At 67.2% G+C, this 22,611-nt stretch carries 14 protein-coding genes, 1 tRNA gene and 1 pseudogene; 4 read left to right on the top strand and 12 right to left on the bottom strand.

The annotated features are described in order from the left end of the window. Positions 1-250: 250 nt before the first annotated feature. The 3 genes from HDR50_RS09000 to HDR50_RS08990 all read left to right on the top strand — a co-directional run bounded on the left by HDR50_RS09000 (position 251) and on the right by HDR50_RS08990 (position 3,692). Complete coding sequence (locus HDR50_RS09000; RefSeq protein ID WP_291357789.1) at positions 251-2,080, top strand: carbon starvation protein A; 1,830 nt, start codon at positions 251-253, stop codon at positions 2,078-2,080. Between the two features lie 50 nt (positions 2,081-2,130). After that, the gene (locus HDR50_RS08995) at positions 2,131-2,328 is read left to right on the top strand and encodes a hypothetical protein (RefSeq protein ID WP_165079286.1); all 198 of its coding nucleotides are present in this window, start codon (positions 2,131-2,133) and stop codon (positions 2,326-2,328) included. 695 nt (positions 2,329-3,023) lie between these two features. Then, a complete protein-coding gene (locus HDR50_RS08990; RefSeq protein ID WP_291357788.1) occupies positions 3,024-3,692 on the top strand; it encodes a hypothetical protein in 669 nt (222 codons plus the stop codon). Positions 3,693-3,804: 112 nt separating this feature from the next. On the opposite strand, the gene HDR50_RS08985 is transcribed toward HDR50_RS08990, so the two are convergent. The 5 genes from HDR50_RS08985 to fliM all read right to left on the bottom strand — a co-directional run bounded on the left by HDR50_RS08985 (position 3,805) and on the right by fliM (position 6,870). Further along, positions 3,805-4,323, bottom strand: a complete 519-nt coding sequence (locus HDR50_RS08985) for a hypothetical protein (RefSeq protein WP_291357787.1) — start codon at positions 4,321-4,323, stop codon at positions 3,805-3,807. 150 nt (positions 4,324-4,473) lie between these two features. Next, positions 4,474-5,256, bottom strand: coding sequence for a TSUP family transporter (locus HDR50_RS08980; protein ID WP_291357786.1), 783 nt, complete (start codon positions 5,254-5,256; stop codon positions 4,474-4,476). 1 nt (position 5,257) lies between these two features. Beyond that, the gene (locus HDR50_RS08975; RefSeq protein WP_291357785.1) at positions 5,258-5,605 is read right to left on the bottom strand and encodes a DMT family protein; all 348 of its coding nucleotides are present in this window, start codon (positions 5,603-5,605) and stop codon (positions 5,258-5,260) included. A gap of 126 nt (positions 5,606-5,731) precedes the next feature. Beyond that, positions 5,732-5,807: transfer RNA gene (locus tag HDR50_RS08970), tRNA-Thr, on the bottom strand. Between the two features lie 82 nt (positions 5,808-5,889). Further along, positions 5,890-6,870: a flagellar motor switch protein FliM gene (gene fliM, locus HDR50_RS08965; RefSeq protein ID WP_165079291.1), complete on the bottom strand. Its 981-nt coding sequence runs from the start codon at positions 6,868-6,870 to the stop codon at positions 5,890-5,892. A 203-nt stretch (positions 6,871-7,073) separates the two neighbouring features. On the opposite strand from fliM, the gene HDR50_RS08960 reads away from it, so the two are divergent. After that, a complete protein-coding gene (locus tag HDR50_RS08960) occupies positions 7,074-7,646 on the top strand; it encodes a hypothetical protein (protein ID WP_291357784.1) in 573 nt (190 codons plus the stop codon). Positions 7,647-7,837: 191 nt separating this feature from the next. On the opposite strand, the gene HDR50_RS08955 is transcribed toward HDR50_RS08960, so the two are convergent. From HDR50_RS08955 to HDR50_RS08925, 7 genes and pseudogenes are all read right to left on the bottom strand, one after another. Next, positions 7,838-9,166 carry a DUF362 domain-containing protein gene (locus HDR50_RS08955; protein WP_291357783.1) on the bottom strand — a complete coding sequence of 443 codons (1,329 nt, stop codon included), beginning with the start codon at positions 9,164-9,166 and terminating at the stop codon, positions 7,838-7,840. Between the two features lie 126 nt (positions 9,167-9,292). After that, positions 9,293-11,305, bottom strand: a complete 2,013-nt coding sequence (locus HDR50_RS08950; protein ID WP_291357782.1) for a vWA domain-containing protein — start codon at positions 11,303-11,305, stop codon at positions 9,293-9,295. Positions 11,306-11,350: 45 nt separating this feature from the next. After that, positions 11,351-12,433 (bottom strand): hypothetical protein, encoded by a 1,083-nt coding sequence (locus HDR50_RS08945; protein WP_291357781.1) that lies wholly within the window; start codon positions 12,431-12,433, stop codon positions 11,351-11,353. Positions 12,434-12,471: 38 nt separating this feature from the next. After that, a complete protein-coding gene (locus tag HDR50_RS08940) occupies positions 12,472-15,177 on the bottom strand; it encodes a virulence factor SrfC family protein (RefSeq protein WP_291357780.1) in 2,706 nt (901 codons plus the stop codon). 42 nt (positions 15,178-15,219) lie between these two features. After that, positions 15,220-18,330: pseudogene (locus HDR50_RS08935) on the bottom strand (virulence factor SrfB). A gap of 2,379 nt (positions 18,331-20,709) precedes the next feature. Continuing rightward, positions 20,710-21,726 carry a serine protease gene (locus tag HDR50_RS08930; protein ID WP_291357779.1) on the bottom strand — a complete coding sequence of 339 codons (1,017 nt, stop codon included), beginning with the start codon at positions 21,724-21,726 and terminating at the stop codon, positions 20,710-20,712. Positions 21,727-21,743: 17 nt separating this feature from the next. Next, positions 21,744-22,535, bottom strand: a complete 792-nt coding sequence (locus HDR50_RS08925) for a hypothetical protein (protein ID WP_291357778.1) — start codon at positions 22,533-22,535, stop codon at positions 21,744-21,746. Positions 22,536-22,611: the final 76 nt, after the last annotated feature.

Raw genomic sequence — 22,611 nt, 5'->3', positions numbered from 1 at the left:
CGAGGTGCGGCTTTCCGCTTGCCTGATTTTTGAGAAGGAGCACCGCACGCGGCAACGAAAAGGAAAGAGGAATGACGGCGCTCGCCGAAAATTTTTTGGCTCTCCGTGAAACCAGAGCCACCCCGCGAAGAAAACCCCGCCGGCTGCGTCCCCGGCGCTCCCGCGTGTTGCCCCCGGCGCCGCAACGCTCTATAATGGCGGCAAGACATTTCGCCTGACCATGCCGCCGAATCTCTGGGAGGATCACGTTATGGATGCCCTCAACGGCCTCAACGCCGCCACGGTCATTTTTGTGGCGCTGCTCGTGTTTGCCATCGGCTACCGTTTTTACGGCCTCTTCCTTGCGCAGAAGGTGCTGAACCTCAATGACGCGCGCCAGACCCCGGCCGTGCGCTTCGCCGACGGGCACGACTATGTGAAAACCAACAAGTATGTCCTCTTCGGGCACCATTTCGCCGCCATCGCCGCGGCCGGGCCCCTGCTCGGGCCGGTGCTCGCCGCCCAGTACGGCTATATGCCGGGCCTGCTCTGGATCCTCATCGGCTGCGTGCTTGCCGGCGGCGTGCATGACCTCGTGGTGCTTTTCTGCTCGGTGCGCCACAAGGGCCTGAGCCTTGCCTACATCGCCTCGAAAGAAATCGACCCGGCCACGGGCACCGTGACCGCGTGGTCCGTGCTCGCCATCCTGCTGCTCACGCTGGCCGGCCTGTGCATCGCCGTGGTCAACGCCATGCACAACAGCCTCTGGTCCACCTATACCGTGGCCGCGACGCTGCCCATCGCCGTCATCATGGGCCTGTACATGAAGTTCTCCAAAAACGGCGGCGTGTGGGGCGCGTCCGTCATCGGCGTGGTGCTGCTCTTCCTCTGCATCCTCACCGGGCCGTGGGTGACGGCCCATCCCGAGTATTTCGGCTGGCTCGACATCGACAAGGAGCCGCTTTCCATCCTCTTGCCGGTCTACGGCTTTTTCGCCTCCGTGCTGCCGGTGTGGCTGCTGCTCCTGCCGCGCGACTATCTCTCCACCTTCCTCAAGGTGGGCACCATCCTCGGCCTCGCCGTGGGCATCCTCTGGGTGATGCCGGATTTCAACATGCCCGCCTTCACGAGCTTTGACGCCGGCGGTGGCCCCATCGTGGCCGGCCCGGTCATCCCCTTCATCTTCATCACCATCGCCTGCGGCGCGCTCTCCGGCTTCCACGCCACCATCGGCACCGGCACCACCCCCAAGATGATCGGCACCGAGCACGACGTGCTCTTCGTGGGCTACGGGGCCATGCTCCTCGAGGGCTTCGTGGCCATCATGGCACTCATCGCGGCCTGCGTGCTCGTGCCGGCCGACTATTTCGCCATCAATTCCCCGGCCGAGGCCTATGAGGCGCTTGGCATGCATGTGAGCGAGCTGCCCGCGCTCGAGGCCGAGGTGCAGGAGCAGCTCATGCACCGGCCCGGCGGTTCGGTCTCCCTCGCCGTGGGCATGGCGCACATCTTTTCGCAGATCCCGTTCATGAAGCACCTCATGGCCTACTGGTACCATTTCGCCATCATGTTTGAGGCCGTCTTCATCCTCTCGGCCGTGGACGCGGGCACGCGCGTGGGCCGCTTCTTCCTGCAGGAGATGATGGGCAAGATCTGGCCCAGGTGGGGCGATGTGGAGTGGGTGCCGGGCATCATCGCCACGAGCCTGATCTTCACCTGCGCCTGGGGCTACCTCGTCTATACGGGCAATATCAGCAATATCTGGCCGCTCTTCGGCATCAGCAACCAGTTGCTCGCCTCGGTGACGCTGCTCATCGGCACGACCGTGCTTTTGCGCATGAACCGCCACAAGTACGCGCTGCTCACCGGCATCCCGGGCGTCTTCATGACCGTCATCACCTTCTGGGCCGGCGTGTGGCTCATCCTGTACCAGTACATGCCGCAGGGGCAGTATCTGCTCGTCTTCCTGAGCCTCTTCGTCATGGTGATGATGGCCGTGGTCATCTGGGGCACGGTGCGCCGCTGGATCGTGCTCATGCGCGAAAATACCGTGGTGCATGACCAGTACGGCGAGGAATTCAAGGAGATCGTGCCCGAATAGGCGCGAAACCCACAGGGAAAGACCCATTCTGACACCTCTGGAGGAGACACATGGCAAACCAGGACGCAAAGTATTTCAACTGCTCGGAACAGCACGAACTGGATCACGTAAGCGCCAAGTATGAAGACAAGGAAAAGGTGAAGGAATTTATCAAGGCGAAGTGCAAGGACAAGACCATCCACTACTGGACGCAGGAAAAGCTGGCCGCGTACCTTCAGGAAAACGGCTTCAAGCTGAAGGCGAAGTAGGGGCCAGCCTTTCGCCCGCATGGTTCCTTCTGGTGCGGGCTTTGCCGTGACTTCGGTGACGCCCGCGAAAAGACGCCGGTGAACTGTTCGCCGGCGCCTTTTCGTGTGCAGCGCCGGCGCGGGGCGCGGCTCTGGCATGCAAAAAGGCCGCCGGGGCTTGCGCCCGCGACGGCCTTGGGAGGGAAGGGACCGGGATGTATCAGAAGGAATACTCGAAGACGAGCATGGCCTTCCACAGATCCTGCCGGGAAAACGAGGTGTTGTGCCGTCCTGCCTTGTTCCAGGTGTTGTGCGTGGGCTTGACAGCATGCCCCAAATACCACAGGGAACTGCGTGGACATTTTACCCGCGCAGTTCCCTGCCGCCGTTAAAGGGGGATCATGTACAGCAAGAAAGTCCTGCTGGAAGCACTAGCGCAGGCCCCGGACGCCGGGGCAAAGTGGGCCTGTTTTCCTGCCGTGCCCAGGCAGGGCGGCGCGCTTAGGGTGTGGGCCCTCCCGGAAAAGCTCAAGCTGTTGCGCCTGCTCGGGCTTGAATATGCCGTGCATAAAAAGATAAAAGCTCCGGCCCTGACCCATGCCGGGGTGCGGAGCCTGCTCGTGGAGGAGGTTCCCGCCGGGGCAGGCCGGAGCTGCCCCCCTGGGGGCGCTCCGCTTCACCCCGCCGGGCCGGCCGCAGGCGCAAGCCCGCAGGTCATGGTCGGCGCACGCGAGTGCCGCCTCGGCCTTTCCAATGGGCTTGCCGCCGATATCAATCTCCAGGCCTGGCTCGACGCGCTCCTGAACATCTCGTGCCCCACACCACTCTCCCCCGCCTTCCCGGCCCGGTTACGTGAACTGTGCGACGCCTGTTGCCCGGGACACGCGACGGGCGGCGACCCTATTTCCTGCGGGGCCGGCGCCCGGCTTGTCCGTTATCAGCGCACCCTTAAGGAAAGCGGGCAGCCAGCCGGCAAGGTATCCGCCGCCGAAAAGGCGCCCGGGGAGGCGGGGGCGGGGACGTTATTCTCGCTCAGTCTGCATTTTGCGCAGGTCGAACCCGCCTATGCGCTGGCCTTGGTCCATATGGAGCTCGGCGGGCAGGCGGGGCACAGCGCTGCGGCGAAATGGCTGCACGAATTCGCTGGCGAAACGTCCTTGCTGGTTTTTCTAGAGGAGCGCTTGCGCAGTTTTTTGTATGACAGGGGTCCGCGCCTGCTGCCTGAAGAAGACCCGCTTGGCGAGATGGAAAACCTGCTGGCCCAGGTCGGGGAGGAGGAGCGGCAGGCCAGCTCCTTCCAGGATGTGGTGGCGGGCGCGGCATTTCTTGACATGGCGCGGGAGCAGAAGCGCGCCGCCGAACGCTGGCGCAACATCATGCGCTAACCCGGCCCGCGCCACGGCGGGGCAAGGCCACATGGCGCCCTGCACGGAAAAACGCCGGTGATGCGGTTCACCGGCGTCTTTTCATGCGGGAGCCCGTGCGCTCTGTCGTGTTTCAGTGCCGGTGGTTGGCGAAGGGGAGCTTCTTGAACTCGGCCGTAAATTTGTCCAGCAGGGCCTTTTCGCAGCTTTCCGGGTCTTTGTCCTCAGTGACGCGCCAGGCGACGAGCAGCTCGCCGGGATGGTCGATTTGCCAGATGTCGCGTCCGCCGTCGTGGCCGGAGCCCTTGCCGGAAAACCAGGTAAAGTACTGGTTCAGGCGTTTTCTCAGGTTCGAGTCGTTGTCCGCGCCGCCGGCCTTGCCGATATAGAGAATGTGCGTGGACGCGTTCCATTGCTTTTGCAGGGCCTCAACAGTCTTGGGCTGGAGCTTGCCCTCTTTAAAAGTCGGATTGTCCGCATTGAAACCGGGCATCTGGGTGCTAGGCGTCAATATCAGGTAAACGCCTGGTTTTTCCGATATTTCCGCACACTTGCTTTCCGCCAGTCCCTTGAGGGGGAGAAAGCCCTCAAACCCGCACGGGGCGTCCGGGGAAATTTTCTTGAACTCCACCTTTTCGATCCAGCTGCTCATCCTCAACCTCCGGGCGTTTCGCTTGATACTTCCGTTAAGGGACGCGCCGTCCCCGAACTACCATTTTTTATGACGGGGAATCCTGTCATCCGGCCCGCGCCGCGTAAACCTTTCCCCGGCATTTGCAACAAAAATTTTCGCGTCCTTCCGCTATTGCGGCGCCACGAAATAGCGCCAGATGAGCGTCAGGAGCAGAAGGCCCAGCGACACCATGAGGAAGCGGCGCACCGCGGCCGCGCCCACGCGGATGGCCGTGCGGCTGCCGAACCAGTTGCCGAGCATGGAGCAGGCCGTCATCAGCGCGGCCAGCGGCCAGAACACCGAGCCGTGCCACACGAAGGCCACCACCGCGCCCAGGTTGGAGCCCAGGTTGAGCACCTTGGAGGTGGCCGAGGCCTCGATGAGGCCGATGCTGAGCACCCAGTGCAGGGCCAGGATGAGGAAGCTGCCCGTGCCCGGGCCGAAAAAGCCGTCATAGACGCCGATGGCGAGGCACACGAGCGGCGTGAGCAGCCAGAGGCGCGGGCCACTAAGCGGGGGCGCGTCCGCGCCGGCTTCCCGCTGGCGGCGCGGGGCGAGCGTGAGCAGCATGCCCACCGGGAGCAGACCCACCAAAATCTTGCCGAGCACGGCCGGGTCCACCTGAAGCGCCAAAAGGGAGCCGAACCACGCGCCGAGCAGGGAAAAGGCGAGGCCCGCGAGCGCCAGCCGCCAGAGCACGAGATGGCTGCGCGCAAAGGTGCCGAGAGCCACGGCCGTGCCCAGGCTGCAACTCACCTTGTTGGTGCCGAGCGCGAGGTGCGGGGGCACGCCCGTGAGCAGGAGCGCCGGCACGGTGAGCAGGCCGCCGCCGCCGGCGATGGCGTCGATGAAGCCGCCCACGAGGGCTGCGCCGCCGCAGGCCACGGCCGTGGTGACGGTGAGCACGGGCATCCTACCACTCCTTGAAAATCACCCACGCGGCCAGCACGATGAGGGCGAAGCCCACAAGGTGGTTCCAGCGCAGGGACTCCCCGAGCCAGAGGGTCGAAAAGAGTATGAAGACCGAGAGGGAGATGACCTCCTGGATGGTCTTGAGCTCCGCGGCGGAAAAGTGCCCGTAGCCGATGCGGTTGGCCGGCACCTGGAGCACGTATTCAAAAAAGGCCAGGCCCCAGCTCGTGAGGATGACCAGGGGCAGCGCAAGGCCCTTGTAGCGCAAATGCCCGTACCACGCGAAAGTCATGAAGACATTGGAGAGGATGAGCAGGCCGATGGAGAGGGCCGGGACCGGGATATTCATGGCGCCACCGCCCGGCGCAGGCTGCGCCGCCAAAGTTGGGGGCCAGCGGCATGGCCTGGCCCGAAATATCAGGAACCCCGCAGCCTCAGGCTGCGGGGTCCTTTGCAAAGCATCCCGTGAAATTTCTGGAGCCCTTGACCAGGATTGAACTGGTGACCTCATCCTTACCAAGGATGCACTCTACCGACTGAGCTACAAGGGCGAACCGAAAAAAGCTCATACGCCATGCGGCGCGCCCGGTCAAGCGTTTTTTGCGCCCGGCCCCGGCAGCGCGCGGCCTGGCATCAGGTGCACTGCGGCTCGTTCTCCTGGATGATCTGAAAGGCCTTCATGGCCTTCACGGTGCCCGCGATGCCCTGGTATTTCTTCACGCCCGCCACCGTGCACGTGAGCAGGTCCTCCACATCCGTGTCGAGCACGAGCACGTCGCCCACCTGCATGCGCAAGAGCTGGTTGCCCGTGATGGTGGTGTCGCCGAAATGCACCTTGAGCTCCACCGGCGTTTCCAGCAGGCGCTCCTTGAGGCGCGCCACCCAGGCATGGTCCACCTCGAGGCGCTCGGTCTGGAAGCTGGCGTGCAGCTTGGAGCGGATGGGCTCGATGGTGGCGTAGGGCAGGCAGATGATCATGGAGCCGAGCGAGGTGTCGAGCTCCACCTCAAAGGTGATGACCACCACCACGTCGCTCGGCGGCACGATGGCCGCGAACTGGGGGTTGATCTCGCTGCGCACGAGCTCGAGCTTCACGTCATGCACCGGGCGCCACGATTCCTCCATATTGTCCAGCGCGATCTTGACGATCTTGTCCACAACGGCCTGCTCGATGCGCGTGAATTCGCGGCCCTCGATCTTGGGCTGCGACCCGGCGCCGCCAAAGACGTTCTCCACCAGGGCGAAGACCAGGCGCGAGTCCACGATCATGATGGCGTTGCCGCGCAGGGGGTCCATCTTGAAGATGTTGATGGAGGTGGGCACGGGCAGCGAGCGCATGAACTCGCCGAACTTGGTCATGTCGATGGAAATGGGGTTCAGCTCCACGCGCTTGCGCACGGCGTTGGAGAGTGCGTTGGTGCAGAGCCGCGCAAAACGGTCATTGACGATTTCGAGAACGGGCATGCGCCCGCGGATGATGCGGTCCTGATTGGCGAGGTCAAAGGCGACCACGCCGGATTCGTCTTCGGGAACGTCCTGCTCGCTCTCGATCTCGCCGCCGGAAAGGCCGCGGAGCAGGGCATCCACCTCATCTTGCGCAAGAACTTTATTCATACAAGGCCCCGAAAAAACAGAAAAACTTTAGGAATTGAAGCGGCCGTGCCGCTACGCCCGTAAGTATGCAAAAAAAAGGCCAATTTGGCAAGATGCCACGCTTGACATGGCGCGGCGCCCTCACTAGAACTCAAGCGGACACGGCCGGCGCCTTGATGCCCGGGCCGTGGCCGAAGCGCCCCGGACGGGCGCCGGGTGACAGCATGGAACGATGCGGAACTTTGACGGCCTGGGCGGCACTTTTCGTCCTGATCCTGACGCTTGCGGGCGCGGGTTCCGCTGCCGCGGCCCCGGAACGCCCTGCCGCGGACGCCGATGACGGCTGGGTGGTCATGCCGGCCGGCGGCCGCCCCGCCTACATGGGCATCCACGGCGGCACCATGCCGGTGAGCCTGCTCGTGGCCGGCGACGGGGCCTCGCTGTTCACCTTCGTGGGCCGCACGGGCAATGACTTTCTCGAGGCCCTGCGCGCCACGGACATGCCGCTCCCGAGCCTGCTCAACGCCACGGTGGCGCGCTCGCGCGCGGTGACGGGCGGCGCGGCCCTCTTCGCGGGCAATGCCACGAGCAGCCTGCCCGTCATCCCGCTCACCGGCGAGAGCTTCGCCGCCCTGGCCGGGCAGCCGAGCAAACTGACGCCCTTCGGGCTCTCCGACGAGCCGCTTTCCATCGAGGGCCGGGCCGCGCGCCCCAAGACGCTCTCCCCGGCCAAGACCTACCGCCTCTTCGTGCTGCCGCAATATCTGGAGCCCCGGGCAGCCCGGCGGCCACGCTAAGGCCAACGCGTTTTCGCCGCGCACCCCGGGATTTCAGCGCCTCTGGCGCGAGTCCCCTGCATGAAAATTGCGGCACTTCCCGCGCCGGTAAAAATGAAGCCGCGCCTCCCCTGAGGGAAACGCGGCTGTATTTTTGGCAAAGGCCCCGCATGGTCCACGGGCGGGGCGACAGGCAAGCCCCGCGGCCGCAGCTAATTCTTTATGAGCTCAATCCCTTCCTTGCGGCCGCGGTTCCGGCCATAGAGCTTTTCCTCCGGGTTGTTCCAATGCTCATGGACGCCGAGGCTCCCCGGATTTTCGCCCGCGCCGTCGGTATAGTTGGTCTTTGAAGGCGGGTGCGCCAGCAGGGCGGCCTCGTGCAGATAATTTTCCATTTGCGGCTTGCCGCGCATGTTGCTGTTATGGCTGCGCATGTTCGGCTCGCTCACGAGGAAGTCCGCGCCCACGGAGTCGATGGCCACCGGGTCCTGCGAGAAAAAGAGGCTCGAGGCCTGGTGGCCGTTGAAGGGGGCCATGCTCCAGGCGGAATTTTCCGGCGTGATGGTCACTGTTTCGCTGGGGGCGGTGATGAGGCCGTCGAGCATCACGAGCATGGTCTTGCCGCCAATCTCCTTGCGGGCCATGAGGTCGGCAAGGACGGAATAGCCGCCCATCCTGCCGTTGATGATATTGGGATGCAGCCCCGCGGCCGCCGGGGTCGTCCTGCGGTCGTCATTGATGAAGCTGCCGAAATGGTTTTTGCCGCCCAGCGTGAGACCCCAGGAATGGCCCTTGAGGTTGCCGAGGTTGATGAGGTAGTCCGCCCCGGTCAGGCAGGTGGGAAAATACGTCGGCTCGCCGCTGACGGTGCCGGCCCACTGGATGCGGGCCTTTTTGTCGGGCGCGGAATCGTTGGGGCCGCCCAGGTCGCGGTAGCTGAACTGCACGCCCTTGAGGTCGCCCTCGGTGCACATGGCCCGCATATGGTCGGGGAAGATCCTGCAGGTGTCATACACGACGATGTCCTCCGGCCTCACCCCGCCGTCGCGAACCAGTGACCGCAGCAGGGTCTGCAACAGCAGCGGGTTGCCGTAGCTGACCCCGAACTGGCCGTGGGGGTCGTCATTGTTTTCGCCGGCGCCGTTCATGTTGACCTTGATGGCGATCTTCTCTCCCGGCCTGTAGCCGCCCTCCTTGCCGTTTTTGGCGTTGCGCCACGCAAAAAGCGCGTCCCACGCCTTTTGGGGGCTGTCCTCCCCGGTGAGGCGCATGATGCCGTTGCGCGTCATCTCGAGGATGCGGCCCTGATCGAAATTTTCCGGCTTCCACCAAAAGTCCATGCCGCTCCAGTGCACGGCCCTGGGGTCGTGCATCCAGACCACCCGGCCCGGGTGGATGCCCTGGCCGACGCCCATGGCCTCGTGCTGCGGGAAGAGGGAGGCTTCGCCGGCAAGGGCTTCATCCACGGCCATTTCTCCCGCCGAGAGGATGCCGGCCGTGATGAGGCCGCTTTTTATGAAATTTCTCCGTGAAATTGCCATCTTCCCTCCTTGGTCGTCGGGGCAGGCGCCCCGCTCCGGGGGCGTTACCCGCGGGGGCCTTTTTGCTCACCCCGGCGCGGCGCTTCTCCCGGCCAAAAACAGGGCGCCCGCGCCCCACGCCATCTCTCAGGGCAGCATGGAAAGCGGCACGCGATACACCCGGTCATTGGGGTTCGTGGCGCCGAAGCTCTCCCAGTGCGAGGCGTCCTTGTCATAGGCCTCGTAGCGGGCGAGCAGGCCCTTGATGCGGCGCACGAAGGCGTCGCGCTGGCCGGTGGACATATCCTCCCAGTCTTTCCGCGTCATGGAGCCGATGACGCTCTTGTAGGGCAAATCGGCGAGCACTTCGTCCAGAAGCCCGTTTTCCGCGAGGTTCCTGTCCGGGTGGAGCGAAAACTGGTTGGGGTCGCGGCTCATCTGCGCGGCTGCGGAAAGGATCTGCCCGAAGAGGTCGGCATCGCCGTTGAGAAAGGCCTGTTCGCTGCCGGCGAGCAGGAGCTTGAGCTGCTTGTAGAGGTTGCTGAGCTGCCCCTTGGTGAGCAGCACGGCCGGCTCCACGGCGAGCATCGGCGCGTCGCCCGGGTTGGCGGCGAGCCTGGCGAGGTCCGCGTCGGCGATCCAGGCGTCCACCACCTGCGGTGCCGTCGTCCCCTTGCGGTTGCCGAAAAACTGGAGCTGCATGGCATAGCCCGTGCTTTCGGCGATGCGCCGCGCCTCCTCCTCGGGGCTGAGCTTCGCCTTGGGCGCGCTGATGCGCGAGGGCGCGAGCAGCTTGCCCTCGGCCGTGGCCGCGAGCACCTTGCCATACGACTGGGCGAGCACGCGGGCCGCGCTCTCGAAGGCCTTGGCGCCCTTGGCCGGCGTGGCCGCGTCGATGGGGATGTAGCTCGCCTGGTTGTCGCTCTGGCGGGTGAGCGTGCGGTAGGCCTCGGCCGCATAGGGCTGGTTCTGGGCGGTGCGCGGGTTCTTGACGTGCAGCGCGGTCAGGTAGATGCGGTTGGTCTTGAGATAGTCGGCCAGCGCCTCGGGCGAGAAGCCGGTGGACGAGTCCGGGTCGCCGGCGCCGAGCGGGCCCGCGTCCGTTATCATGAGCATGACGCGGCTGCCGTAGTCCTGCCAGGAGAGGCCGTCCACCGCGGCCTTGACGCCGGCGAAGGCGTCCTCGTTGATGCCGTGGCTCGACACCGTGGCCTCGTCCACCTGTTTGAGCGCTTCTTCCAGGCGCTTGCGGTCCTTGACCGAGGTGAAATCGCAAATGATCTTCGCGGTGTAGCCCAGGCCCGGCGTGCGCTTGGTGCTGCTGCGGAAGGCCACCACGGCGAAGGCCATCTTGTCCGCATAGGGGCTTTTCTCCAGCTCGTCATACAGGCCCTGCACGAGGCGCAGGGTCTCGTCGATATAGGGCTTCATGGAAATGGTGGTATCGATGACAAAGGCGAAGCCCGTGCGGAAGTCCGCCGCGGCCGGGCTCTTGGCGCCCCCGCCTGTGCCGGCTTCAGCCGCGCCCGACTGGCCGATGCCCGGGTCGATGGAGGCCACCTCGATGAGCCTTGGCCCGTGCTGGCCGTAGAACTGGTCGTCGATGGAGAGCACGGGCAGGAGGTAGAAGTTCTTTTCGGCCACGGCCGAGGCCGCGGGCTCGGTGGCGATGACCGGGTAATCGGCGGGGAGCTCCTTGCCGGAGGCGAGCTCCTGGCGGTAGCCGGCGAGCAGGCCCTTGAGGTCGTCGGCGCGGCAGGCCTGTTCCAGGCCGTCATGGTTGCGGAAAAAGAGCACCGGCTCGCGCCCCGTCCTGTCGGTGAGCACCATGGTGATGGCCTGCGGCCATTCGGTGACGAGGGTCTTGTCGATCCAGCCGTCGGCCTTGTCGCTGCCCGCGCCCACCTGGAGGCGGTCGCCCTGGCGGTCATAGATATAGAGGGCCGTAAAGGTGGGGATGCTCTCGCGCAACGTGGCCGCGCCGGCCTCGGGCCCGGCGTAGAGCTTGGCGCCGGGATGCGTGACCACGCGCTGGAACACGCTTTTCTTGCCCTCTTGCAGCAGGGGCTGCGCGGCGCCGCAGGGCGCGGCCGTGAGGCTGAACGCCGCCGCGAGCAGCAGCGGGAAGAGGAGGGTGCGGAAGCGGGAAGATTTCATCATGTGATGCCTCCACGCGGCCAGGCGCCGCGTGCCGTTGGTCGGGGGCTAGGGCAGTTCCTGGAGCCACGCGCGGGCCTGGGCGTTGCCGGCGCCAGCCTCGCGGTCGAGCCAGGCGCGCAGGCGCGTTTGCGCGTTGAGCGCCTCCTTGGCGACCTTGGGGTCGCTGGCCGCGGCCTTGGCATAGGCGGCATAGGCTGCGGCCGCGTCCTTTTCGATGCTGCCCCACTGCGGTTCGGCCGGGTCAAGGCAGGCCGCATAGGGCATGAAGGCGCCGGGGGCCTCGTTTTCCGCCGCGAAATAATAGAGCCGGTAGACGGCGTCCTGCTCGGCCGGGGTGGCCTTGGGAAGCTCCGCGGCGAGCTTCAGGGCCGCCGCGGCCGTGATGTCCGGCCCGCTGAAAAAGGCGCGCACCTGCTCCTCGGCGGTCTTTTGCGTGGGCGGAAGCGCCGTGGACGGCGCCACGGCCTCGGGCGCGGGCTTGCCGGCGAGGGCGGCTTCCTCCTCCTGCGCCTTGCTGTCAAAGAATTTCCAGGTCGCCAGGGCGCCCGCAAGGAGCGCGGCCACAAGCGCCACGAGGAGCACGGGATTCACGCGCCGGGGCTTGGCCGGCGCTTCCGGCGCGAGCGTCAGCGCCTCTTGGGCGGGGGTTTCAGCCACCGGGGGGAGAACCGGGGCAGGCTCCGGCTCAGGCGCGGGGGGCGCCGGCGGCACGGGCGGTTCCGACGCCTTGGCCGCGGGCTTCGCCGCTTCCGTGGGCCGCATGCCGGTATTGTCCAGTGCGCCGTCCGGGCTGTAGGTGATGCCCTGCACCTGGAGGCGCGCCTTGAGCGGGTCGCCCTGCTCGGGCTTGAGCGTGACGAGATATTGTTCCAGCGGGTCGAGGGCGTTGACCACCTCGGGCCCGAGCAGCACGGTGAGGCCGCCCTCGGGCGTGGCCTCGGTCTTCACCGGGATGAAGCGCGTTTCGCCCACCCACACGGCGCCGCCGCCGGCGCCCGCAAGGGAGGCCTGGTCGGAAGCGCGGAGCACGGCCATGGAATACGGCCCTTGGGGAAAGTCCGCCTCGCGGCAGGTGAGGACGCCGTGTCCGGCGCCCCTCGCTGTGTCGTCGCTGTAGCTGATCTTCATGGTGTCGTCAGGGCGCCGGGCGCCCGGGTTGGAGGATGTCAGGCGGTGGCGGCCGCCGTCGCTTTTGCCGCTTCGTCGCCGAGGCGGCGCAGGATGGCGCCGAGGGCCATGTTTTCTTCCACATTCAGGGTCTGCTCGCCGTCAAAGTCCACATTGCCCATGATGAGCGCGGCGAGCGCATTGAGCCAGTCCCCGAGCCAGCGCCGCGACCAGGCGGAGCGCGCCTCCCCGAGCTGCGGCGTGCCCTCCACGGCGGGCTGCGGCGGAAAGACCACCGCGCTCGCGGAGCCGGGCAGCGCGACGGTGCGCGCCTTTTCGTCATGGGTGCGCGGGTCGAGGCCGAGCCAGTCCACATAGCTGTTCAGGATGCCCGCGGCGATGCCGGCCTCCTTGCGGGCGATGCTCTCCCGGCTGGTGTTGGCGTAGGCCGAGGCCCGGCGGAAGGCTTCGGCCATGGCGTCGCGCAGGGCGAGGCGCGCCGCGCCGGTGGACAGCTCGTTCACGAGGTCGGAAAACTCCTTGCCGGGGAGAAGAAAGTATTTCTGGCTCGCCGCGTCGTCCGCCAACTGGTGCAGCCGCTCGATCCAGCGGCTTTCCACATAGGCGGCGAAAAAGGCGGCTTCGTCTGCGGGCGCGGCCGCGGCGGCCGATTTGGCCGGGGCCTCGGAAGCTAGCGGGGCGCTTTCGGGCGTGCCGGCAAACGGGTTCCAGGAGGCCACGTTCACCGTGTCCATGTCCAGTTCCGGCAGGGGCCCGGCCTCGGCCGGGGCCGCGTCCGCGGGCTCGGCGTCGGCGAGCTCGAGGAAGCGGCGCGTGGCCTCGGGGTGCATGTCGGCGATGTCGGCGTCGCTGATGGTCAGGCTGTGCAAAAGCTGGCCCATGCGGCCCTGCTGGGTCTCCAGCTGGCCCAGGCGGTTGAAGAGGTTGTGGATGAGCTGGAGCTTCTGCTTGCGGATCTCCTCGCGGTCGTCGGTGCGGTAGAAGGCCGCCAGCCGGCGCTCCACGGCCTCGCGCGTGGCCTGCACGTTCTGGAGGAGCTGGTCGCGCTTGATGTCCGGGCTGCAGAGCGGGCTCAGGCTTTCGCGGATATAGGTGATGCCGCCGTCATTGAGCTTCATGGCCTCGTCCCAGGCGCGGGCCGGCTCGCGGAAGTGCGCGGCCACGAGCGGGCTTTGCAAAAAGGCCGACTGGAGGCGCGCCACATAGTCCTGCCGCTCCGGGCGGATGCCCTTTTCCTGGTCGCCGTCGTATTCCATCACCGCGTCAAAGCGGAAATTGGGATTGCGCAAGAGGAAGATGTTGTCGAAGCCGCGCTCGGGCGTCCAGTGGGCCGGCCAGTCGTGCTGCTTGCCGAAAAAGTCCAGCAGCGAGGCGTGGAGCCGGTTGTCCCAGCGGCTTTCCAGCGAGGGCGCGCCCTTCTTGTCCTCAAATTCCATGTCGAACTTGGTGAGGATGAAGAAAAGCGAGGGCGGCCGGCCGGCGCGGTCTTCGGGGCGCTCGCCGTGCGTGGTGCGCACCCATTCGTCGATGACGCCGGGGAGGTCCTGGACTTCCTGGTTGCTCGGGCCGATGCAGAGCAGCATGCTCGTGAGCTCGCGCTCGGCGCAGTAGCGCTGGAAGAGATAGGCCACTTTGCCGCGCAGGAAAAGCTCCTTGAGCATGCCCTCCTTGCCGAGCTCGCGGCGCACGTCGTCGAGCTTGTAGCGCGAGCGGTAGCCCGGGAAGTCGAGCAGGTCGGTATGGTCGAAATAGGGCGCCGGCTTCTCGCGCATGACGATGGTGAGCTCGGCGGTGAGCGCCGTCACCACCGCGCGGGGGAGGCTCGCGTGCACGCCCGCGGGCGTGAGCACGTCGAGCGAGCCCTCGGCCCTGGCGCGCTCGGGGTCGTCCAGCCCGGCCAGCGTGGCTACGTCGATGATGCTCGTGTCGCGCGGGATGAGGGCGTCAAGCGGGAGATACGCGCGCTCCGCATAGCCCAGGGAGTCCAGCGCCTTGAGGAGCTGGCGCAAGAGGTCCGTGAAGGGCGCCACTTCGTCCCAGATGAGGGAATAGAGCCGCACACGGCCCTCGAGGTCGAGCACGGGGCCGAGCGCGAGCGCCTGGTCCCAGAAGGAGCGCTCCAGCTCCTGCACGCGGGCCTTGGCGCGAAAGTCCTTGACGAGGTATTCGCGCAGGTCTTCCAGCGCGTCGAGGTCGGCCGAGGGCGAGCCGCTGCCCGCGGGCAGGCTTTGCGCCCGCTGTTTGAGCGCCTTGAGCGTGGCCTCGATGTCGCTTTGCGGGGCCTCCTTGTGCTCGCAGTCCGCATAATAGGTGTTGGCGATGATCTTGACGAGATCGGTTTCAGACAAGAGGCGGATCTGCACGGGATGGTCCGGGGGCAGGTCTTTCGGCTGCGTCATGGTGAAGCGCGTGACAAGGCCCGTGGATTCCTTGCCGCCCTCGGGGTTGATCTCGCTGATGAAGTCCTTTGTCTGGTTCCCGAACACAGCCAGGAGCGAGTGCCCGGCGTCGCGCGCCAAGGCCGAGATGAGGTAGGACTTGCCCGCCTGGCTCGGCCCGAAAACGCCGGCGCACATCTTGCGCCCGGCCGCGCGCGAGCAGCGGCGGAAGACGCGGGCGGCGCGGCGCAGTTCCTTGAGCAGGCCCTCCTGCTCGCCGCGCACGAGCTCGCCGTTGCGCGAGACCCAGGCGCCGGCGTCCGTGCAGGCCTGGGCGAGGTCGGCGCAATATGTCGCAAGTTCCATGCAAATGCTCCTTTATGCGGCAAGCCCGGGAAAACCCGTGCCTCAGTCGCCGTAGACGATGCCGGTGTCCATCCAGAAGCCCTCGTCGCGGGGGAGCGTCTGGAGACGCATGTCCAGCACCTTGTTGGGCACGGTGTCGCCGTTGCGGTCGCGGATCTCCTCGATGACGAACTCGCCCTCGCCGGCGCCCGCGTCCGCGCCGGCGCCGTCCTCCCCGGGCAGTACGAGGCGCAGCTTCACGGTGAAGGGCAAAAGGTGCGCGTTTTCGCGGCGGGCGTCGTCATTGACGAATTCGAGGAAGTAATAGCGGGTGGTGGTCCAGCGTTCGGCGTCCAGCTGGCGGAAGCCCACGGCCATGGGCCCGCTGAACCTGATCTCGGCCACGGGCGGCTCCACGGTGCGCCGCTCCGGGTCCACGGTGAACCAGACCTTGCTTTTGCGGATCTGGCCGTTGAGCTCCATCTCGCCGATATAGCGGGCCGTGGAGGAGAGGGTGAGCCCGTGCGGGTCAAAGGAGAAGCCCTCGAGCTGGCCCTCGGCGAGCGCGCAGAGGATGGCGCCCACCACCACGGTGGTCTTGGGGTCGGTCATGTTGCCGAGCGCGTCCGAGAAGGGATACCAGCCGCCCACGCGGTAGTCGCCCATGGGGAAGATGCGGCTCGGCGGCACGGGCAGCATGGAGCAGATGGTCTCGGCGATGCCGGGCCAGCGGCTCGGGCGCCCCGTGAGCAGGAGCACGTCGCAGTCGTAGAGGTGGATGACCTCGCAGAGATTGGCGAGCACTTCCTTCAAGGCCGTGCGCACCGTGTCGTCCACGCGGCGCGGCTCCACGCGGATGGGGATGGCGAGCGGGTCGAAGTCAGCGCTGCCGCCGTGCTCGCGCACATAGTCCGTGAGGTAGTCAAGGGCCGCGGCGCTCGGCATGGGCGCGAGGCCGTCCGCGAACACGGGCGCGGCCTCCTGCTCCGCCGGGTCTTTGCCTGGGCGGCCGGCCTTTTTCCCGTCGGGCTCTTCCGCGGGCTTCACGAAGCAGTCCCCCAGGCGGAACACCGTGCCCGAGCCCGCGCCGCGCATGTCGGCCTGCTCGTAGAGGGCGAGCACGCGCAGGGCCGCCGGCACGGCCACCTGCCGGATGAACTGGATGCGCTGGTTGAGGAGATCCTTGCTGCTGTCCATGGTGTCGCGCCCGAAGAGCGCGGCCAGGGCGGCGCGGGTGTTCTTCACCCCGGCCTCGGCCATGGCGGCCCCGATGGCCTCGAGCACATGCTCGGCCACCACGGCGCGCAGGATGTCGTCGCCGGCGAGGTTGAAGCCGTCGTGGAACTCGGGGTGCGGGGCCATGCGCGGCGTGGCGCCCTCGTCGCTCGCGAGCTCGAAAGTGGTGATGGAGAGGTCGGTGGTGCCGCCGCCGATGTCGATGGTGGCCACGCGCACGCTCGGGGCCTCGCCCTGGCGGCCGGGGAAGGGCCGGGGCCGGCCCATGATCTCGCAAAAGAGCAGGGCGTCGCCCTGGAACTTGCGGGTGATCTCGTTATAGATGAAGACGAGCTGGGTGCAGGTGGCCTCGTCCCAGTCGCAGCGGATGACCGGGTTGGTGCGGTAGTCCGCGGCCTCGCCGCGGCGCCGGCGCGCCGGGTTCTCCACATAGTACTGGCCCCAGCCGAGCGCCTCCCAGAGCACATGCACCGCCCACTTGGCCCAGCGCTTGTAGATCTTCTGCTCCGCGATGGGCATGCCGCCGGGCACGGTGAAGATGACCTGCCGAAGGCGCCTTGGCTCGGCCGAGGCCTCGCGGCGGCAGCGCTGCCCGGGCGAATTGATGGTCAGAAGCGCCTGCTGGATGATCTCCACGAGCAGGAACATCATCAGCGAGGAGCGGGTGAAAAGCGACTCGAAAGCGCTTTCGCGCTCCTGCTCGCGGAAGGCGCGGTTGCGCGTGAAGAGCGGGTCGTCCATGCAGCAGAGCGGCGTGCCGCTGGAATTGATGCGCTGNGCNAGCGGCCCGCGCGTCACATAGGGCGCCTTTTCNCTCTTGGTGTTGAAGCGCCAGGTGCGCTTCCAGTTGCGNTCGTCCCAGAGATAGCGCTTGGGGCTCGACATGCCCGTGGANCCNTGCTCGCAGCGCGACAGCGTGGCNAGGCGCGCGGCCTCGGGCCCGATGCGCACGGGCGAGGGCCANGCGAAGGCCGGGGTGCGCCGNCCCGAGCGCAGGCTGAGGGCGTCGTTGCCGAAGCTGATCTCGGANAATTCCACGCGCGTNTCGAANGGCTCGGTGGAGATCCTGTCCGGCTCGTCCATGTCCCNGAGCTGGAGCAGGTAGCTGTCGTTNAGGTTGGTGGCGCTCTGGGTGTGCGTTTCCACNAGGATGCCCGTGGTGCGCGANTTGCCGATGTCNAGCACGAGGTCNACGTCNACGCAGTTCTTGGCGTCCGGCCGGATGACATAGACCTCTGTCGCGCGGNTGGCGCGCTCCAGCGCCTCCAGNGTGGTCAGGTACGAGGCGAGGTGCGCGAACTGCTGCTCCNCNTCCNCNGNCGGGCGCCCCTCGCGCTTGCGCCAGGCCTGCCAGAGCTCGCGCAGCCANTCCTCCACCCAGGCNAGNTCCATGAACCACGCATTGTCGCGGAAGCGCCAGGCGAGNCGGAAATGNGCGTTGGCGTCCACATCGTCCGGGCTGAGCGCGGCATANACNTCGCCGGTNTTNTCCTCCACGCCCATGTCAAAGGCCAGCACCACGCGCAGNGTGTCCGGCGCGTCCGGGGCGAGGGAGAGGCGGGCGCGCGCCCAGTTGGTGGGGCCGTANTCGAAGCGGCACTCGCCGCTGTCCGGCCANGTCTGCTCGCGNGTGCGCAAAAAGGGCACGGGTATCCACCGNCCGAGCCAGGGCTGGATGGCCTTTTTGGCCGTGAGCTCNTAGCCGTAGGCGCCCACGGTGCGGNCNGGGTCGAGCTCGTCCACGTANTCGCCCTCGGCGTCNTTGCGGAAGGCATGCAGGTGNACGCGGCTCTCGCCNNCGGGGNNGGCCTCGGTGAGCTCCTCGAAGCTGTAGCGCACGCTGTCGAGCTCGGAAAGGGGCGCCGCGAAGTCNAGNANCTGCGGGCAGCCGCCGGGGATGAGGCTCACGGGATTCCGATACTGGGGCAAGGGGAACATCGGCTACCTCCCGCAGCTTTCCACGCGGACAAAGGGGATCTCATAGGATTGGCGGCCGCCCTGGGCGTCCTTGAAGACCCAGGTGCAGGGCGCGCGCTGGCCCGTGCCCTTGCAGACCATCTCGGCCTGGCCCCAGCGCTCGCCGTCGGTGCAGGCCGCGCCNGAGGACGTGACCGAGAGCACGCCCTCTTTNGAGAGCNTGGCCTTGGACGAGCCGATGCACATGCGCCCGCCGATGGAGTCGATGACGCGGCGCTTGCCCGCGCCGCCATTGGCGCCGAAGCAGAAGCATTCCTTGATGATGCGCTTGGAATAGTATTCCGGCCGCGTGCCCTGCCAGCANCCNTCGAGAAAGTCGAGATTGCCGGTGGCCGCGGCTTCGGGCGGGATGCGCAGCTCCTCGCCGATGGCCGGCTTTTTCTTGCTTTCCTTGGGCTTGGGCTGCTCTTTGGGCTTTTCCTGCTTCGGCTTNNCGGCCTTGGGCTTCTCGGCCTTCTCTTCCTTGNCNGGGGCNTNCTTTTCCTCGGGCTTGGGNGCGGGCTGTTCCTTCACGTCTTCCTTTTTNGNCTGTTCCGGCGCCGGCGTCATGGGCAAAAGCTCGACGATGGTCAACTGGTGCGGGGCGGCTTCCGGNGNNACGGGCGTGGGCGTGACNGGCGTGACNGGCNCNGNCTGCGTGTCNGGNGTCTGCGTCCCGGGCAGGGCGATTTGCGGCGTTTCGGGCGCGGCCCCGGCTTTTTGCTGCTCCGGCNTCACGGGAGACGGGGGCGTCTGCGGNGTCTNCGGGGCCGNGGNNTCGGGCACGATGNCCGNATTTTCCGGGCTNACCGNNGCGGCTTCNGGCGCCCCCGGNGTGACGGCCTCNTCCACCACGGTCACGGGCACNNGTTCCGCCGCGCCCTGNACNGTGCCCTCGCGCGTGAGNGTCACGCCGAGCTCGGTGCGGATGCTNNCCGGNAGNACNTCGANGATGCGGGTCTGCCGGCCGTCGGGCAGCCTNACNACCGTGCCNGGCACAAGGGCGCGGGGCGTGACNGGGGCGGGCGCCGGCCGGATATTGGTCAGGGTGTCGGCGGCGAGGNNCGTTTGCGGCCCCANCNTGCANAAGGCAAGAAACACCGCAAGGCAAAGGACGATACGCATGCTTGCTCCGGCGGGCGGCGGGGCGCCCTGGATATGCGGGCGCCTAGCGCACCCGGCGGAAATCGGCGTCCCAGCGGGTGCCGTCGTCATTGGTGCCCACGCACTGGCTCTGGCCGCCGGCNGTGGCNCGGCAGTCNATGCTCACGGGNGCGTAGCTGTTGGCCGAATTTTGGCACTGCTGCGNGCCGAGNTCGATNTGGAGCACCCCNTCGCGGAACTGCGCNNTGGCCTCGCCGGNGCAGCGGTCGTGCTGCTCGTGGATGATGCCCTNGCCCTTGCCGNTTNCGTCAAAGGCGAATTCNAACACCACGCCCTCGCCGGTGCGCTTGTTGGCGAGCCCCGTGTCGCAGCGCCAGCTGCCGGCGAGGAANGCCGGGTCGCTGGCGTTTTCGGGGATGACGAGCTGGTTTTCCGCTTCCGNCGCNGGGGCGGCNGGCTCCACNGGGCGGCAGAGGGCCGCGTGTTCCGTGACGCGCTGGCGCAGGCTGTCGATCTCGGCCGTGCGCTCNTCGANCTCTTTCTGCGGNCTCGCGGGCGCCCGGAGAAAGTCNGGCCCGTCAAGGTGCAGGAAGGCCGTGCCCGANGGCGCGGGCAGNCCNGCAAAGCTCGTGAAGAGCACGAAGCAGAGGCCGCAGAGGAGCGCCAGNGGNAAAAGCCACCACAGGCAGCCGCCGCGTTTTTGCGGGGCCGGAGCTGCGGGGGGCGGCGTAACGGGTGGCGGCGCNGCNGGCGTTTCNGGNGCGNNCNCGGCCGCGGCCCTGGGCACGGCGAGGCGGCTCAGATTGGCCGGCTCCACGCCGGGCGTGCCCGGCCCGAAGCCCCAGCAGGTGAACACGGGCTGGTCGCCCACAGCATAGAGTGCGGAATCGTCGGGATAGCAGAGCGCGAGCTTGAGGATATTGCCGCGCGTCACCTTGAGCGGGTCCTGCGAATGGATGAGTTCCTCGGCGTAGCGCGAGATCTCGGCGCCCATGTGCGCCAGTTGCGCGCGCGCGGCGTCCTGCTTGTCGGGCGGGAGCTTTGACAGGGGCTGCGCTTCGCCCTGCACGGGCGAATACCAGTCGATGGTGCCGTCGGCCGCATTCTCCACCGGGCGGGCGAAAAGCAGCACATAGGCGTCGCCGAACTTGCGCAGCAGCATGTCGCGGATCTGCGGGAAGCTCGCGCTGGCGGCGATGCCCTGGAAGGCCAGGGCGTGCATGTCCGCGCGGGGCGTGGAGGCGATACGGGTGCCGCTCATGGGGCCTCCGTGGCGGCCGTCGCCTTCTTAACCTCGATGCCCTGCGCCGCGAGAAAGCGCATGAGGTCCGCGGCGGTGAGGGCGATGGAAGCCTGGCGGTAGCTGCCTTCGTCAAGGGAAATCATGGTATTGATGCCCACCACTTCGCCGCGCTCGTTGACGAGCGGGCCACCGCTGTTGCCCGGGGAAATGGGCGCGGTATGCACCACGAGCGGCGGCTTGCGGTCGAGCACGGCGCTGACCACGCCTTCGGTGTAGGAAAGCTCGGGCATGGCCGTGAGGTCCTTGCCGGTGAGCAGGCTCCGATAGGCCGGGTCGTTCTTGCCCACGATGTCCGGGAAGCCCCAGGCGCCCACCTTGTCGGTGCGGCGCGCGCCGTCGGCGAACACCAGCACCGCCGGGTGCGCGCCCGCGGGCGGCTCCACGGCGACGAGGGCGTAATCGCCCTGGGCCTTGCCGCTTGCGGCGAGCACGCGTCCGGGCACGGGGCGCCCCAGGGCCTTGCTGGTCACGAGCAGGCCGCCTTGCGCGTTTTCCACCACATGCCGGTTGGTGGCCACGCGCCCCGGGGCCACAAAGAAGCCCGAGCCCGTGGCGCCGTGGCCCTGCCCGTCCACGCTGACGAGGAAGACGCAGGCGTCTTCCACCGCCGACGGCGTGGCGGCCACCGGGGCCGCAGCGGGCGGAGTTGAGGGATGGCTGACGGGCGCCGGAGTTTCACCGGCCGCGCCGGAAGTTTGCGGGTCCTGCGGCGTTGCCGGGGCTGCTCCGGCCGGTGCGGCCGGATGGAGCTTGGCCTTGGCCGCGCATGGCTCAAGCGCCAGCAGGGCCGAGAGCGCGTCCCGCTCTTCCGTGAGGGTCGCGAGGCGCGCGCGCAGGGCCGCATCGGCCTCGAGCCGGGCAGTATGTTCGGCCCACACGCGCTGGCAGGCCCAAATAAGGGCGGCCAGCAGGAGGAGGCTCACGAGCAGCGGCAGCCAGGGCCGCGCTTTCTGGGGGGAATCGTCACTCATGGCGCATGCTCCGGCTCTCAGGCCCGGATGTCGGCAAGGGCTTCATTGATTTCCTGGGTCTGGCGGCTCGTGACCTCGGCGGCTTCGCTCTTTTCCCGGTCGAGGGCCGCGGTCTTTTGCGTCAGGGCCTGCTTTTTCTGGCGCGCGGCCCTGATGGCCTGGGTCTTCTGTTTCTGGCGCACGGGGCTTTGCGTGACCGCGCGTTCTTCATTGGCAAAGGCCTGTTCGTACTGCTGGTCGAGATTGCGGGCATGGGTCACGGCATCGCCGAGGAGGGCGATGGCCTCCTCGCGGCCCGAGGAGATCTCGGCGAAGCGCCTGGCCGCAGTTTCGCGGTCGATGGCCTTGGCCTTGATGTCCTTGAGGAGTAGGGCGAATTGCTGGTCATAGCACTGGAGCGAGGTACGGGCCGCGGCGCTCGTGATGTCGAGGTCGGAAATATCGCCATCGATGTTCTGGAGATAGGCGGCCATGCGCATATTGTCGTCGCGCTGGTGCTGGGCCTGGGCGTGGCTCGCGCCCATGATGCCGCCCGCGGCCGCGCCGGAAGCCGCGCCCACGGCGGCCCCCTCCCACTTGCCGCCGCTCAGCAATAGCCCGAGCAGGGCCCCGCCCAGCGCGCCCAGGGCAGCGCCGCCCCCGGCGCCCTTGGCAACGTCGTGCTCGCGTTCGCGCAGATCCTGAATGGGGCGGTAACAGCCGGGATAGTAGTTGACGGTGGTCTTCTGTTCGCCGTAGCGGCTGGCGCAGCCGGCGAGGCCGGACAGAAGCAGGGGGATGGGCAGGATCAGGGCGAGCAGACGGCGCATGCGACCTCCCGGATATGCGGCGGACACGCGGTGGACAGGCGGCGGAGCAACGGAAGAAATCGGTACGGGCCGCCCA

The organism is Desulfovibrio sp. (assembly GCF_014803725.1).
Classification (GTDB): domain Bacteria; phylum Desulfobacterota; class Desulfovibrionia; order Desulfovibrionales; family Desulfovibrionaceae; genus Desulfovibrio.
This window is presented reverse-complemented; position numbering and strand designations above follow the sequence as displayed.

Coding starts and splice junctions, on each gene's coding strand:
- HDR50_RS09000 (WP_291357789.1), top strand. CDS start 251: ATGGATGCCCTCAACGGCCTCAACGCCGCCACGGTCATTTTTGTGGCG.
- HDR50_RS08995 (WP_165079286.1), top strand. CDS start 2,131: ATGGCAAACCAGGACGCAAAGTATTTCAACTGCTCGGAACAGCACGAA.
- HDR50_RS08990 (WP_291357788.1), top strand. CDS start 3,024: ATGGTCGGCGCACGCGAGTGCCGCCTCGGCCTTTCCAATGGGCTTGCC.
- HDR50_RS08985 (WP_291357787.1), bottom strand. CDS start 4,323: ATGAGCAGCTGGATCGAAAAGGTGGAGTTCAAGAAAATTTCCCCGGAC.
- HDR50_RS08980 (WP_291357786.1), bottom strand. CDS start 5,256: ATGCCCGTGCTCACCGTCACCACGGCCGTGGCCTGCGGCGGCGCAGCC.
- HDR50_RS08975 (WP_291357785.1), bottom strand. CDS start 5,605: ATGAATATCCCGGTCCCGGCCCTCTCCATCGGCCTGCTCATCCTCTCC.
- fliM (WP_165079291.1), bottom strand. CDS start 6,870: ATGAATAAAGTTCTTGCGCAAGATGAGGTGGATGCCCTGCTCCGCGGC.
- HDR50_RS08960 (WP_291357784.1), top strand. CDS start 7,074: ATGGAACGATGCGGAACTTTGACGGCCTGGGCGGCACTTTTCGTCCTG.
- HDR50_RS08955 (WP_291357783.1), bottom strand. CDS start 9,166: ATGGCAATTTCACGGAGAAATTTCATAAAAAGCGGCCTCATCACGGCC.
- HDR50_RS08950 (WP_291357782.1), bottom strand. CDS start 11,305: ATGATGAAATCTTCCCGCTTCCGCACCCTCCTCTTCCCGCTGCTGCTC.
- HDR50_RS08945 (WP_291357781.1), bottom strand. CDS start 12,433: ATGAAGATCAGCTACAGCGACGACACAGCGAGGGGCGCCGGACACGGC.
- HDR50_RS08940 (WP_291357780.1), bottom strand. CDS start 15,177: ATGGAACTTGCGACATATTGCGCCGACCTCGCCCAGGCCTGCACGGAC.
- HDR50_RS08930 (WP_291357779.1), bottom strand. CDS start 21,726: ATGAGTGACGATTCCCCCCAGAAAGCGCGGCCCTGGCTGCCGCTGCTC.
- HDR50_RS08925 (WP_291357778.1), bottom strand. CDS start 22,535: ATGCGCCGTCTGCTCGCCCTGATCCTGCCCATCCCCCTGCTTCTGTCC.